This window comes from Rothia mucilaginosa (genome assembly GCF_001548235.1).
Classification (GTDB): domain Bacteria; phylum Actinomycetota; class Actinomycetes; order Actinomycetales; family Micrococcaceae; genus Rothia; species Rothia mucilaginosa_B.
Map to the genome: position 1 here is coordinate 1,408,342 of NZ_AP014938.1, position 14,142 is coordinate 1,422,483.

Annotated in this window: 11 protein-coding genes; 3 read left to right on the forward strand and 8 right to left on the reverse strand. The window is 57.0% G+C overall.

Annotation, left to right across the window (positions count from 1 at the left end; all coding sequences use genetic code 11):
• Nucleotides 1–113: 113 nt before the first annotated feature.
• The 4 genes from RM6536_RS08950 to gluQRS form a co-directional block, all read right to left on the reverse strand.
• The gene (locus RM6536_RS08950; RefSeq protein ID WP_081094656.1) at nt 114–728 is read right to left on the reverse strand and encodes an RloB family protein; all 615 of its coding nucleotides are present in this window, start codon (nt 726–728) and stop codon (nt 114–116) included.
• On the reverse strand, nt 718–2,100 hold the full coding sequence (locus tag RM6536_RS05490; protein WP_060824362.1) for an AAA family ATPase: 1,383 nt from the start codon (nt 2,098–2,100) through the stop codon (nt 718–720). The genes RM6536_RS08950 and RM6536_RS05490 overlap by 11 nt, the downstream gene beginning before the upstream one ends.
• Before the next feature lie 201 nt (nt 2,101–2,301).
• On the reverse strand, nt 2,302–3,789 hold the full coding sequence (gene putP / locus RM6536_RS05495; RefSeq protein ID WP_060824363.1) for a sodium/proline symporter PutP: 1,488 nt from the start codon (nt 3,787–3,789) through the stop codon (nt 2,302–2,304).
• A gap of 381 nt (nt 3,790–4,170) precedes the next feature.
• Entirely contained in the window at nt 4,171–5,178 is a 1,008-nt protein-coding gene (gene gluQRS, locus RM6536_RS05500) for a tRNA glutamyl-Q(34) synthetase GluQRS (RefSeq protein WP_060824364.1), read from the reverse strand.
• Nucleotides 5,179–5,443: 265 nt separating this feature from the next.
• Between gluQRS and RM6536_RS05505 the strand changes: the two genes are divergently transcribed.
• Nucleotides 5,444–6,352: an MBL fold metallo-hydrolase gene (locus tag RM6536_RS05505; protein ID WP_060824365.1), complete on the forward strand. Its 909-nt coding sequence runs from the start codon at nt 5,444–5,446 to the stop codon at nt 6,350–6,352.
• Nucleotides 6,353–6,473: 121 nt separating this feature from the next.
• Here the strand turns inward: RM6536_RS05505 and RM6536_RS05510 are convergent, their stop codons facing one another.
• The 3 genes from RM6536_RS05510 to RM6536_RS05520 form a co-directional block, all read right to left on the reverse strand.
• Nucleotides 6,474–7,493, reverse strand: coding sequence for a glycosyltransferase (locus RM6536_RS05510; protein WP_060824366.1), 1,020 nt, complete (start codon nt 7,491–7,493; stop codon nt 6,474–6,476).
• Nucleotides 7,494–7,771: 278 nt separating this feature from the next.
• Nucleotides 7,772–9,601 carry a 2-succinyl-5-enolpyruvyl-6-hydroxy-3-cyclohexene-1-carboxylic-acid synthase gene (gene menD, locus RM6536_RS05515; RefSeq protein WP_060824367.1) on the reverse strand — a complete coding sequence of 610 codons (1,830 nt, stop codon included), beginning with the start codon at nt 9,599–9,601 and terminating at the stop codon, nt 7,772–7,774.
• Between the two features lie 78 nt (nt 9,602–9,679).
• The gene (locus tag RM6536_RS05520) at nt 9,680–10,723 is read right to left on the reverse strand and encodes an o-succinylbenzoate synthase (protein ID WP_060824368.1); all 1,044 of its coding nucleotides are present in this window, start codon (nt 10,721–10,723) and stop codon (nt 9,680–9,682) included.
• 294 nt (nt 10,724–11,017) lie between these two features.
• Here RM6536_RS05520 and RM6536_RS05525 point away from each other — a divergent pair, with 294 nt between their 5' ends.
• Nucleotides 11,018–12,673 (forward strand): phosphatase PAP2 family protein, encoded by a 1,656-nt coding sequence (locus tag RM6536_RS05525; RefSeq protein WP_060824369.1) that lies wholly within the window; start codon nt 11,018–11,020, stop codon nt 12,671–12,673.
• Nucleotides 12,674–12,858: 185 nt separating this feature from the next.
• Nucleotides 12,859–13,236, forward strand: a complete 378-nt coding sequence (locus RM6536_RS05530; RefSeq protein ID WP_049327511.1) for a cupin domain-containing protein — start codon at nt 12,859–12,861, stop codon at nt 13,234–13,236.
• 101 nt (nt 13,237–13,337) lie between these two features.
• Here RM6536_RS05530 and RM6536_RS05535 read toward each other — a convergent pair whose 3' ends face one another.
• The gene (locus RM6536_RS05535) at nt 13,338–14,117 is read right to left on the reverse strand and encodes an amino acid ABC transporter ATP-binding protein (RefSeq protein WP_012902969.1); all 780 of its coding nucleotides are present in this window, start codon (nt 14,115–14,117) and stop codon (nt 13,338–13,340) included.
• Nucleotides 14,118–14,142 lie beyond the last annotated feature (25 nt).

Genomic DNA, 14,142 nt, shown 5'->3' on the forward strand with positions numbered 1-14,142 from the left:
ATTCTACGTTGCCCGGGCGCTGCGTGAGGCTGTGGCATGGGTTGCCCAAGCATATAAGAAGGCCCGGACCGCGTGTGTGCGGCCCGGGCTTCTCAATATGAAATGGATGTTATTTATCCATTGATAATTTTATTGATTAGAAGCGGCATAGCGCTAGAAGGGTTCGGTCCTATTCGGTTGAATTCCATATTCGGGTCGTTTCGTTGGGCTTTTTTGATAGCGGTATCATATTTTTCAATGGGGAAATCAGTATGAAGCTCTTTATTGTTTTTTCCTGTCATGAATGGGCGGGAAGCAGAGATTGCCTTAACTCGATTATTTATATCTGAATTTGACATATATCCATTAGGGGAATCTTCCATGTGCCAAAGTAGCCATACTTCAAATTTAATATTTGTAACGACCATTAATATATTCTTTTCTTTTGCTTCTTTTAGTGCCTGTTCTAAATTAGTATGCTGATCGACATCAACTACACAGAAAAAACTTTCATATTTATCTGAATCTTTATTTTTATAGTTTAAGCAACCCTTAAGGATACTGCCGGGGTCGGTCCCCTTAGGGGGAATTATATTAAAGTGGACCGAAGTTTTTTCAGGCCTGAGGTGTTCCTTTAATCGTTTAAAGTACTGAACTTCTGTTTTCTCGCCTTCGACGCATATGAGTATGTTTTTTTTGGGGGTGCGGATGGGTCGTTTATTTCGGGCGAATCGACTATTATTCCCCATTTTTTTCTTTCTGTGAATTTAGTTTCGATGAAGGATAATTGACTAGAGCCTTGAAAATACTGTCTGCAATAAACGGAACAGCACCGTAAGTTCCCATAAGGTAAAGTTTTTCAGTGTCGCTATTTAAATCTGTCTGAAAATCATCTAATGAAAACAGCTCTGTGACACCTTGGCGAGTTTTTTCGGTGAACCATATATTTTTACTGCTTAAGCCGAGATCCTCTTGGGCAGCGAGAAGTGTTGCGTCATGAGTGGTGAAAATTATTTGAGCGCCATGTATGTTTATGGAAGTATCCGTAAATAGCCTAACAAGAAGATGCACTAGGTACGGGTGCAGACTGGAATCTAACTCATCCCCGCATACAACCCCACCTTTACGGATGGCTTTCAATGCGGCAAAAGATACGGCGAGCCACGCTAAGGTTCCATCGCTTTCTTCTTCTATATAGAGCGGCGGTGTGTTTTCATCATAGGAATAATGGAAAAACTCTAGGCGTCGTTGGATTATTCGGGCAATTTTGGGTTTAAGGGAATCTGATGAATCATCGCCATCAGTAGAGTCTAAGTTTGATAGTAATTCCTTAATTTTTGCCTGTACTATAATGGGAATATCAGGCGGAAAATTTTGCCCATCAAATTCATTTTCTTTTTGCAAAAGGCCAACACTTTGAATACCGATATCAGCAATCTGCAATAGCAACTCAAGTTCTTCAAAAGAGATTGCATTTTTTGCGAGACCTTCTATTATGGAGTCAATACGAGATTTCTGGTCCCTGTTGAGTAGTATGAAATCAATTCCATGTATGATGCTTTCTGATACTTCCCATAAGATATCTTTCCTCTTAAGAACGAGTGCGCGTGAAAGTATAAGTTCCCGATCATTTACTTCAAGCTTTTGAATTCCTTTTGAAAATATTGTGCTATATTTACCTTCTCCTAGTTTTTCCCGACTAAAGATTCTTTTCCATCGTTTGGTTGGAATATATTCGAGATACTCAAAAGTAATTCCTTGAGGGGAAGCTCCAAAGCTATATCGATACCTTTTGTCGTTAAGCAAAAAATCCAGCTCATAGGCGCTCTCTGAATCTTGATAATGCTTATCCAGTTTAAAGGGAGCACAGGGGAAATCAGGGTGGCTCTGCCAGGTAGTAGATGAATTTCGGATAGCAGTTATAAAATACAGGAGCGCATCAAGAAAGTTAGATTTTCCTGATGCATTTGCACCAAATATGCTTGCAACATTATTTACATATTGGTTCCAAGTTTTTCCTTCGGCTGGGGTTAGCCTGTTAATGGAGGGGTCTAGGAGCTCCAATGCTGCCTCATCCCTCACGCTCTTATGGTTTTTAATCCTAAAGTTGAGAATCTTCATATTTTGACGATATCATACCCCTCTCGCAGTCCGGAACTACGAATCCATGTAAAGACGAAGCAGCCCGGCACTACAAGCTGTAGTACCGGGCTGCCGGGGAAGGCTGCGAACCTACGTCCTCACTTCCGATAAAGGTTCTGAAGGTTCGCTGAGCTGTCCTCGATGTATCCGCTGAATGCGGAGGTTTATTAAGTCAAACCTTTACTTGACCTTTGCGAGCTCAACCGCGCGGTCGAACTCTTCGTCAATGGCGTCGTTCTTCTTGTAGGTCATGAGCGAAACCACGATGGCGACAAGCAGCGCCGAAGCGAAGCCGGGAACCATTTCGTAGAGCACGGACTTCATGGGGCTCTGGCCCCATGCGAATGCCACAACGGCACCGGTAATCATGGAGGCGAGTGCACCCTGGGTGGTCAGCTTACGCCAGTAGAGGGAGAGCAGAACGGTCGGGCCGAATGCCGAACCGAAGCCAGCCCAAGCGAATGCGACCAGCTGCAGAATGGAGCTGTTGGGGTTCCATGCCAGGGCACCGGCGACCAGCGCCACGATTGCCACACCTGCACGGCCGAGCCACAGGGACTTGGACGCGCTGAGCTTCTTCGAGGAGAAGATGCCGTAGAGGTCCTCCACCAGAGCGGAGGAGCACACGATCAGCTGCGAGGAGAGGGTGGACATAATTGCCGCCAGAACCGCAGCCAAGATGAGACCTGCAATAAAGGGGTGGAAGAGAATCTGCGAGAGGTCCAGGAATACGGACTCTGCGGTTTCGGGGTTGGTGAGGGAGGCTTCGGGGTGGCGTGCAAAGTACGCGATGCCCATGAATGCGCCGCTGAGTGCACCGAACACGGTCAGAACCATCCAGCTGATGCCGATGCGGCGGCCGGACTTTGCGTCGGCGGGGGTGCGCATTGCCATGAAGCGCACGATGATGTGCGGCTGGCCGAAGTATCCCAGACCCCAGGCGAGGGATGAAATAATACCGGCGAAGGTGGTGCCTGCGAAGATGCTCAGGGCCTCGGGGCGTACCTGGCTGATGGACTCAACCACGGGGCCCACGCCGCCGAGGTCAATGATGGTGATGACCGGAACGGCGATCAGCGCTGCGAGCATGAGCAGACCCTGAACCATGTCAGTGTAGGATGCGCCCATGAAGCCGCCGAAGAGCGTGTAGAACACGGTGATGCCTGCCAGCAGGAGCATACCGGTGTGGTATTCCTGACCGAAGGAGGACTTGAAGAACAGACCGCCGGACACCATACCGGAGGAGACGTAGAAGGTGAAGAACACCAGAATCACGACACCGGAGACGATACGCAGCACGCGCTTGGTGTCCTTGAGGCGGTTGCTCAGGAAGACGGGGACGGTCACGGCGTCGCCTGCTACTTCGGTGTAGCTACGCAGTCGCGGTGCCACGAACTTCCAGTTGCACCATGCGCCGATGGTCAGACCGACGGCGAGCCATGCCTGGGAGAGGCCGCTGAGGTAGACGGCGCCGGGCAGACCCATGAGGAGCCAACCGGACATGTCGGAGGCGCCCGCTGAGAGAGCGGCGACGGTGGGGGAGAGCTGTCGCCCGCCCAGCACATAGTCGTCAAGACTGTTGTTTTTGCTATTTGCCCATAGGCCGATTGCGATCATGGCAACAAAATAAATCGCCAGCGCGATGACCTGGTATGTACTCGCGGCCATAATGTTCCTTCTCTCCTGGTGATAGTGTGCGCCTGTGTGTATTTATGCGCTACCCCATAACTTTATGAGTGGCATAGGATACAGTCTAGGCTTTGAGGGCTTGAAAATAAAGTCTATTTGACGCTTAGGAATGAGAAGCTGTGGAATAAATATGTATTTGCTGTGTAAATTTTGTGGTCGTACAGGTGGGGCAATGTGGGAGCGTGTGCGAAAAAGTGCCCGAAAAATCCCTGGATTTCAGGGTTTCGGGCACTTGAGTGAAAGATATGTAGTTGAAAAGCAACGCAAACGCTCAATGGCATATGCATCTAAAACGAATTAAACGAAAAATTTAAAAGCCGTTCGGAGTGTTGAACTGTTACAAGACACTGTCACAGAGCCTTAGAGATCCCTCACGACCCACGGCTTAGCAGCCATACGAGCCGGGTCAAAACGCTCCAAAATCGCTGCCGCATTAGGCACCGGGACATCCGCGGAATGGGCGGAGCCATCAGCGTTATACACCGGAATAGATGCGGCAATCCACCCCAAAATCGTCGGGATTTCAACGCCGGCCTCACGCAGCTGCGGCAGGGTTACCGCCCCGTCACGCTTCGCCAGGCGCTTACCCTCCTCGTTGAGTGCCAGCGGCACGTGAGCGTAACGCGGCTGCGTCAAACCCAAAAGCTGCGCCAAATACGACTGACGAGGCGCCGAGGGGAGCAGGTCGTCACCGCGCACAATCTGCTCAACCCCCACAAAAGCATCGTCCACCACGGAGGTTAGGTTATAGGCGTAGGTGCCGTCATTGCGTACCAGCACAAAATCATCCACCAGGCCGGTGTAGGTGCCGTAAAAATCATCCTGCACCGTGTAGCTTGTGCACTCGGCACGCAGACGCAGAGCCGGCGGACGCTGAGCACGGCGCTCCTCCCGCTGCGCCTTGCTCAGCTCACGGCAGGTACCGGGGTAGGCGCCCGGCGCACCGTGTGGGGCACTCGAAGCCTCCTGAATTTCGCGGCGGGTACAGAAGCACTCATAGACGAGGTTTGCCTCGCGCAGCTGCGCAACCGCCTTCTCATAGGCGGCAAGGCGCGTGCTCTGATACAGTACGCCCGCTTCCTGACCGTTGACAGTCTCTGAGGAAGCGCCGGGGCTTGCATCCCAATCCAGGCCCAGTGCCGCCAAATCAGCAATCTGACGCTCCGCGGCGCCCGGGCGCACGCGATCCAGATCCTCCACGCGCAGATAGAAGGGCTTGTCACCGCGGCGAGCCATTGCCCACGCCAAAATAGCGGTACGCAAATTGCCCAGATGCAAGTCCCCCGAGGGGGAGGGGGCGTAGCGTCCGGTACCGCTGGGGAACGGCTGAGCTGAGGGGTTAGAAGACGGGGTAGGCGAAGAAGTCATACTCCTATCCTATAGGGCGTGATTTTCTCGTCCTTACTCGGTCTTGACCTGGGTGCCGTTCCGAAGTTGGCGGGCTGACCTGGGCGGCGGCTAAAGAATCAATCTACAGAGGTTGTCAAGCATCACGTGTCAGCTGTCCGTAGAGGCGAAATTGTGCAGAATGATGTACTTTTATCCCCTTAGTGGCGTGCAATAGTGCAAAAATATGTTCTTCAGAAGGCCGAATAGTCCCGCAAGCGCCAAAAATTCCAGTAGGGTTGTATCTATGGCTCGTACTATTGAACTCGCAGACGGCGTGTACCGTATTGCGACCGACAACTACCGACTGAACACCGGACTGGTCCTCGGACTGGAACGGGCACTTGTCGTGGATACCGGCGCAGGTCCCCGTCAGGCAACCGAAATCTATGATGAGGTTCGCCGTCTCACGCGCCTTCCTATCACCGTCGTGAACACTCACGGTCACTATGAGCGTTTCTTCGGTAATGATGTTTTCGCGGCAATGGGTGCCGAAGAATTCTGGGCGCATCCTCGCGCCGCGCGTGCAATTCGTAAATACGGTGAGGCGCAGCGTCCCTATGTCGAGACGCTTGAACCGGAAATGGCACACCACCAGGGTGCAGCCACCGACATTATTGTTCCCAACCGCCTGGTCGCCAATAGCGGTGACGGCATTACCTTTACCCCCATTGACCTGGGTGAGCGTAGCGCAACCCTGATGTATATGGGGCCCGGTCACACCGACGGTGATATCCTGGTCGGCATTGAAGACGTGCTCTTCATGGGCGGTCTGATTGAAGAGGGCACCGACCCCTACTTTGAGGATTCTTTCCCCGATCGTTGGATCGATACTCTCGGTGCCGTGCTCGAATTTGATCGCTACCGCGTGTTTGTGCCCGGTAACGGTGAGCCGGTGGACCGCACCTTCGTGGAGCGTGAGCGTAACACCATGGTGACTGCGATTGAGTTGATTCGTTCCTCCACTCTTGATCGTGATGACGAGGCGACGACCGCGGCAATGTATAAGCTGCCGTACGCGCCGGGTGCTACGCGTTTTCTACTGGATCGTTTGGCTCAGCTTGAGAATGCACCCGTGGGGGCGTACCTGGATGCGGAACACCCGGATACCAGTGGTTTTACGGGTCCGATTACTCTGGGTCAGGCTTCGTATTAAACCCTATATGCAACATGCCTCATGGGGCATAAATACAGGTGAGGGCTGGTTTCTGTGATAGAAACCAGCCCTCACCTTTCTATGCCCTCAGCTGTTATACATCTTCAGCGAGGGTTACGTTTTAGCGCTGAACGTACTGGGCGCGCATTGCCTCGCAATCAGCCGTCAAAGAAGCCGGGACATCGCCCATCGCCTCACACAGCTGAACAAAACGGTGACGCCAATCCAGGTGCTGCAGTGCCTGACGAATCTGCTGTTCACCCTGCGCGGGGGTCCAGCGCGAGACCGCATTGGCAACCTGCGCGAGGCCCGCGCGTGCATCCGCGTGATCAATGTCGATGGTCGCGCCATCCCACAGAATTTCACGTACGGTGGTGGTGTTCGGAACCTTGCCGACCACAGTCACGCCCGAAGCCAGGGCATCGGTCCAACGGCCGGTAATGTACTCCTTGGTCGGGTGAGTGTACGGTGCCGGGCTGACCGAAGTGGAGAACGCCAGCAGGAACTTCGCGCGGTTCAGCGAATCCTGCAGATGCTGAGCCGACTCGCGGTCATTTGCGCCGAAGGGCGGGCGGCCCTCAAAGCTCAGACCCAGCTCGGCGGCGAGGGCGGCGGTCGCCTCGTCATCTTCGTAGGCGGCGGGCTGACGACCCACGCGCAGCAGGTCGGTGCTCTTCGACTCCAGCGCAGCCAGACGGTCAGAGAACGCACTCCACACATCCGCACCCCAGGGCAGAACGCCGGGAGTCTTCACGCCCGCAACGGTCCAGGGCTGAACGTCATCAACGTCCGCAACGAAAATACGGTCGTAGGTGGAGGACTTAGCCACCGCGGGAATACGGTCATCCCAGAAGCTATCAATGACCCAGCCGTAGATCGCGCCGTAGCGGCGGAACGCGAAGGAACGCTGCGAAATGGCGTACAGCTGACCGGGATCAGAAGCAATCACCAGGCAGCGCTTGGAACCGCCCTTGAGGCGGGGCAGACGCGCCAGAAGCTTCGTTTCCTTGCTGAGGGATGCGCCCACATCCACGGTGTGTACGGTACCGCCGGTGTAGCGGCCGAGAAGCTCCGCCATGGCGTGTACGGGAACCCAACCGGCTCCGGAGGGGACGGCAACAATAATATCGAGTGAGCTCATGAGAATCCTTGGGAGCGACGTCCGCCGCATGCACCCGGCTCACCGGGGTAAAACCTCGGGTCGCGTGCGGTGTTCATCAGCGGCAAGAGCGTGAATGTCAATCAATGATAGATAGGGTGCCTTACGTCAGCAGGCGCGCAGGAAAACGCGAATGTAGCGGCGAGTGAAACCGCTACAACCGGCTAGCTTTCAGCCACGGAAGGCTACGGCACAGGTAGTTTTCAGTATATCGGTCAACCCTGCGCACGGGGCTTAGCCTGCAACCTTGAGAAACGGCTTTAAGGTGTGTGAATGCGCACCTCAACGCCCGATTCGGTCCCAAAACCGGCAGCCATGCGCGCCAAATCAGTATTCGGGGCGGCAGCCACCGTGAAGAAACGATCCACAGCGGCGGTGAACTGTTCCTGACGAGCCATATCGCCGTGTTCAAGGGTCGTGAAAATACCGCCGCCGGCATCGTCAAAGACCTCAACGCGTAGTTCGGGCAGAAGCTCAGTATTCGGCAGGTTCAGCGAGGACACATCGTGCTGGAAGGTCAGGTCACCGCACAGCAGGGTCACCGGCAGGGCGGCACCACCAATGACCGGGCGGGAGTTCTCATCCACGCCCGCAGGGTAGTAGCCCGACAGAGACACACCAATAGCGGTCGCGATGGTGCCGTCAATACCGGCAAGACCGCGGTTCGCAAACACGCGCGCGGGGGCGGGATCGCCCAGGGCGGGGGCTGCCGCATCCAAATCACGCACCAGGTTTGAGGAGCCCAGCACCATGAGGCGGCGCTGAGCCACCGCATCCTGCCAGACGCGGCGGGCGTAGGAGCGGCCAGCGGTGCGGTTGCGGTAATCGGTGTAATCTACGGAGCCTGCAGAATCAGAGTGCTCGTAGGCGGCAATGGCGTGCAGGCACTCATCCTGTAGCTCGCGGGCGGGCTCAACCCACTGATCCAGCCAGCTCAGCTCGTCCACCAGCTCATCAGCGGCAGCAGAGGATGCGCACGCAAACTCGGCAAGCTCGTGCGGGGACGACAGCTCCACGAAAGAGCGAGCGCCCGGCTCGTACCAGCTGGCGCGGCGCGGGGCGTAGAACGCGCACTGAATATCTTCGCGTTCCAGCAGTGCCGTAATCGGGCGCGAAAGTGTCGGGTGACCGAAGAGCACCACACGCTCAATCTGCGCGGCGGGCACGAAAGACTCATCGCCGAGCAGCTGTGGGTAGTGAGGAATCGAGGTGGCGCCGTGGCGCGCCTCAGAGGAAGGCTCCGCAAACAGTGGCAGGTTCAGCACGCGCGCGAACTCCGCCGCAAACTCACCGGCACCGTCAGCGGCAACCACCACGGTGCGGTGCGCCGGGGTGAACTCCGCCAGGTCCGCCTGCGCCTCCAAAGAATCCAGAAGCCAACGCTGCTCGGCACTGGAGAGCCCGGAACCCTCAGCACGGGCGGCGCGGGCGCGACCCTCAGCCTGCGGGTCGTAATCCTCCAGCAGGCTCTGCGCCCACTGCGGCAGCATCTGCGCAAAACGACCCGAGGGGGTCAGTGGCGTATCGAAACAAATGTTCAGGTGCACCGGGCCAATAGGCTCAGCCGACCGCTTGCGCCAGTGCTCGGCGCTACGACCGGTCAGCGCATTCAGGCAGGCGGCAAAAGCCTGAGTCTGTTCGCCCTCCACCTGCTCGGGGTAGGAGGTCAGATCGGCTTCAGCACGCACAAAAGGATGGAAGAAACTCGCCTGACGGGTTGTCTGATTCACGCCGCTACCGCGCAGACGCTCCGGGCGGTCCGCGCTCAGCACCGCCAGGGGCACACCGGCGTGGTACGCCTCCATGACGGCGGGCATGTACTCGCCCAGAGCCGTACCGGAGGTGCACACCAGACCCACCGGCTGGCCGGACGCCTTGGCGATACCCAGGGCGGTAAAGGCTGCACTTCGCTCGTCCACGCGCACGTGCGCAATGAGCGCGCCGGCTTCAGCGGCGGTGGCAATAGCGTACGCAAGAGGTGCACTGCGCGATCCCGGAGACACGACAACATGCCGCATACCGGCACGAATCAGCGAATCGAGCACGGATATTGCGGTGAGCATGGCGGGGGTTGAGCGGTTTTCAGTCACCGTATCATTCTAATGCCGTAAGGTTTTTCATTCAGTTATGGTTACCCTTCACAGGTGCGACCTTGACAACTACAGTCTTTACAGCCCGCAGGCGCGTTCCAGTACCCGGTAGCAGGCAGTGATGCGCTCCACCCACCACTGGCGGGTCTGCTCATCGGTGGCAAGACGCTCCAGGTGCTGCGGGCTGGGGGTGATGACATGCAGGTCCATGAACCCGTCGCGGGCGATGAGCGGCTCATCGGTGACGTCCTCAGCCATGAGGGAGACCGTACCCAGACCGCACCCGTACCTCAACGTCGGTAGGGAAGCCGCCAGAGAGGCACCGGTGGCAATACCCACCGAAGACTCCAGCGCAGAAGAAACCACCGCCGGAAGCTGCGCCTGCTCCACCAGCGCGAGCGCACGACGTACACCGCCCAGCGGCGCTGCCTTAATAACCATGAGGTCCGCGGCGTTTGCGCGGGCCACCTTCAGCGGGTCTTCCGCCTTACGAATCGACTCGTCCGCGGCAATGCGGACGGGTAGCCCCTCCTTAGCGATGGCGAAGCGGAGTGCCGCCATGTCCTCAATGGATGCCACCGGCTGCTCGGCGTAAATAATGCCATACTCGCAGAGCTTGCGCAGCGCCTCAAGGGCGCCGCCGAGGGTGTAGCCCATGTTCGCGTCCACCTTCAGGCGGGCATTCGGGAGTGCATCTCGCGCCGCCGCCACACGCGCAATATCGTCAGCGAGGCTCTGCCCCTTCTCAGCCACCTTGATTTTGAGCTCCTGAATCTCACCCTCGTACTTGGCGAGCACCTGCGGAACACGCTCCGCCGGTACCGCCGGCAGGGTTGCGTTCAGCGGGATGCGCGTACGCACCGGCTCCGGGGCGGGCAACCACGCCGCCTCCAACGCGCAGGCAAGCCACGCGGCAGACTCCTGCGCGCCGTACTCGAGGAAGGGCGCGAACTCGCCCCAGCCATGCGGGCCGTGAATCAGCGCGCTCTGGCGGCTATTGACCCCGCGGAAAGTGACCGTCATCGGAATTTCGACCGTGAACAGGTTCTCCAGAACCTCCTGCAGCGGCGACAGGGGAGTGTTCGTGAGGTGAAAACCGTAGCCGAGAGGCGGCACGCTCATACTGGTGTTCAAGGTATCTGCCCTTCTTCGATGCGCTATGAGCTCACCATAGCATTCTGGTGCCGGGTGGGCGCGCTCGCACCCTGTTATGCATTCTCTGGAAACTCTCAGGTTATGGTCGAAAAAACTTTAGTTTTTCATAGCTTAACCTGGAATAGTAGGTAGTTATTCGCCCCAGAGAACCGGCGCTGTGGTATGAGAAAACGGTAGCTTGGGGGCTACCGCCCAAACAGTGGGTACCGGCAGGGCGAATACCGCTAACAGACATGAGGGTCAGAAGGTACGGAAGAGGTTATGAAGAAGACATCAAAGGCGCAAACAACAGGTGCGGGGAACCCCGGTTGGGGCGATTCGGAGAACCTGGACGCTACTCGCGCTCTTCACTCTTCTGATGACGCGCCCACTACAGTGTTTTCCTCTGATGAGACTGCGGTGCTCTCTGACTATCAGGACCCGACTGCGGTGCTCTCTGACTATCAGGACCCGACTGCGGTGCTCTCTGACTATCAGGATCCTACTGAGGTGCTTAACGCTCACGAAACGGCTACCCCCGCTGCGGGGCACAGCGATGACCGTACGAAAGTTCTGACCGATTACGGTTCATCGCCGGCTAACGAAGCTGCGCCGGCAGGTTCCGCGAACGCTGAATCCGCGAATACCGAAGTTATTTCTTCGCACCCCGAACATACAGAGGTTATTGGTGCGACCCGTCCTCTGCCGCGCGCCTACCGCGCCCCGATTAAGATTCCTGAGACGATTCCCTCGCCGCAGGAACGTGCTTCCCAGGGGCACTACGGTGCGGATGAGCCGATGCAGGCTACTCGCCGTCTCGATCCGCCGAAGCCTCCGGTGAGCAGTTTTCCGCTGAACAATCAGATGGGTGCCCCCCAAATGGGTACGCCTCAGATGGGTGCGCAGCAGCCGCTTCCTCCGCAGATGCCCCCGCAGGCGCCTCCGCAACCGGTGGCTTATCCTCCCGAGGCGTATCCTGCCGCCGCCTACCCGAACGGTGCGTATGTTCAGACCGGTCAGGTTCCCGTGGATGCTTCGGGCCGCCCGGTGGATCGTCCCGGCGAAGAGCAGGGGCACCACCTTCCGAGTACCGGCGTTTTGATGCGTCACGTGATGGCGTTGCTGTTCTTGGGTCTGACGCTCTACGGTGCGTTCGTGTTCTTCATTTACACGGCGACCGGCCAGCAGGTTGATGAGCAGGCGTACACCGAGTACGCACACCAGTTCAAGAGCTACCGCGGTCCGACCCTGACCGCGTTGGATTCTCTTCCTGTGGTTGTCGGCGTGATTGCCGTTTTGGGTCTGGTTGCGGTGCTGATTTGGAAACACCGGTTCCTGCCCTCGCTGATTGGTGTGCTGGTCGCGGCTGCGGCGGTGACGAGTACGTATCTGCTCAAGCACTATCTGATTGTGAAGCCCGACCTGGGTGTTCAGGAGGCGCTGAGCAACTCGGCACCCAGCGGCCACACGACCTTCGCCGCGGCGGCTGGCGCGGCGCTCTTCCTTGCGGCGCCTCGTTTCTTGCGGCCCACGGTGGCTCTCTGCGCGGCGTTTGCTACCTGCCTGACGGGTGCCTCCACGATTATTAATGGTTGGCACCGCCCAGCGGATGTGGTGACCGCTATCCTGGTCACCGCCATCTGGACGGTTGTGGGTATGGGCGTGCTGCGTTATGTACGTCCGGCAGATTTTGCGGTGGCGGCGCGTGGCGGTTTGGTGCTGGTGCCGTTGATGACGATTGCGACGCTGTTCCTGTCGTTCTGCGCGGTCATCCTGTATCTGATCGCGATTTTTGCGCCGATTCCCGGTGGTGCGTTTACCGCGGCGACCTGCATGATTATTGCGGTGAGCTTTGGTACGACGGCGTTGATGGTGAACCTGTTGCGCCCGCGTAATAGTAATCGCTCCGCCTATTCGAAGGTGTGGAGTTATCAGTAAATAATGTTGTTCCCCTCCCTGCGCGGGGTGTTTTAGCCCGGGGTGTTTTGGCTCGGTGTGAGCTGAGGTATTGTCCTGTTGCGGGGAGGGGAATACAATATAACTAATTTAGTATTTTATATACCAAATATAGGGAGGGGGTGCGCGCCCCCTTTCACTCATCCCTGAAAAGAAAGGTTCGTACCATGGCAGGTACCCATGAAGGCCGCGTCCTCGTATTCCCTCAGCTCACCGAAGCGCTGACCCCCTTTGAAGATAAGCCCCAGGCTCGCAAGATTGTTGATGCCGACGGCGGCAACCTGACCCTCATGGAACTGGCTGCAGGCCAGTCCTGGCACGAGCACCACAGCGTGCACCCCATCTTCGTGCAGGTGCTCAAGGGCGAGGTTATCTTCCACGTGAAGGACCGCGATATTACCCTGGTGCCCGGCAAGCCGATTCACGTGACCGCTAAGCTGCTGCACTCCCTGCGCGCCGTGAAGGACTCCACCCTGCTGGTGACCATGCTGACCGGCGAATCGCACCCCGAACCCAAGGTCAATATTGACGTCGAAGAGGTCTAGAACCCAAGTAGCCGCGACATAGAGCATTAAAAAGCGGGCGGTGCTGCGCGAAACAGAATGTTTCGTACAGCACCGCCCGCTACGTTTTTCAAGAGCTAGTACTAGTCTACTACGGCGTGGGTCGGATCGAGCACGCGCGCCAAGAAAGCCTGAGTACGTTCGTGCTGGGGGTTGCCAATCACCTGATCGGCGGGGCCCTCCTCCACGACCACACCATCGGCCATGAAGACGACCTTATCGGCGACCTCGCGGGCGAACGCCATCTCGTGAGTCACCACGATCATGGTCATGCCCTCGTCAGCAAGGTTGCGCATAATGCTCAGAACCTCGCCGACCATCTCCGGGTCGAGCGCACTGGTCGGCTCGTCGAAAAGCATCAGATCCGGGTGCATGGACAGTGCACGCGCAATAGCCACACGCTGCTGCTGACCACCGGACAGCTGAGCCGGGAAGCGGTCTTCCTTACCTTCCAGGCCAACCTTGGCGAGCTGCTCGCGGGCAACCGCCTCCGCCTCCGCCTTGGAACGGCCCAGAACCTTAATCTGAGCAATCGTGCAGTTATCCAGAATGTTCAGGTGACCGAACAGGTTGAACTGCTGGAACACCATACCCATGTGGGTACGCACGCGGTTAATGTCTACGTCCGGGTCGGTGACCTCGGTATCGCCCACCATGATGGTGCCGTCATTCGGCTCCTCCAGCAGGTTCACGCAACGCAGCAGGGTGGACTTACCGGAACCCGAAGGGCCAATAAGGCACACGACCTCGCCCGGCTCGACCTGCATGTCAATGCCCTTGAGAACCTGAACCTTGCCGTAGGACTTGTGCAGGTTAGAAATGCGCACCGAGGAGGCGGCCATGGATGAAGTTGAAGCAGTCATAGTATCTTCCGTAATCCGTATCTGT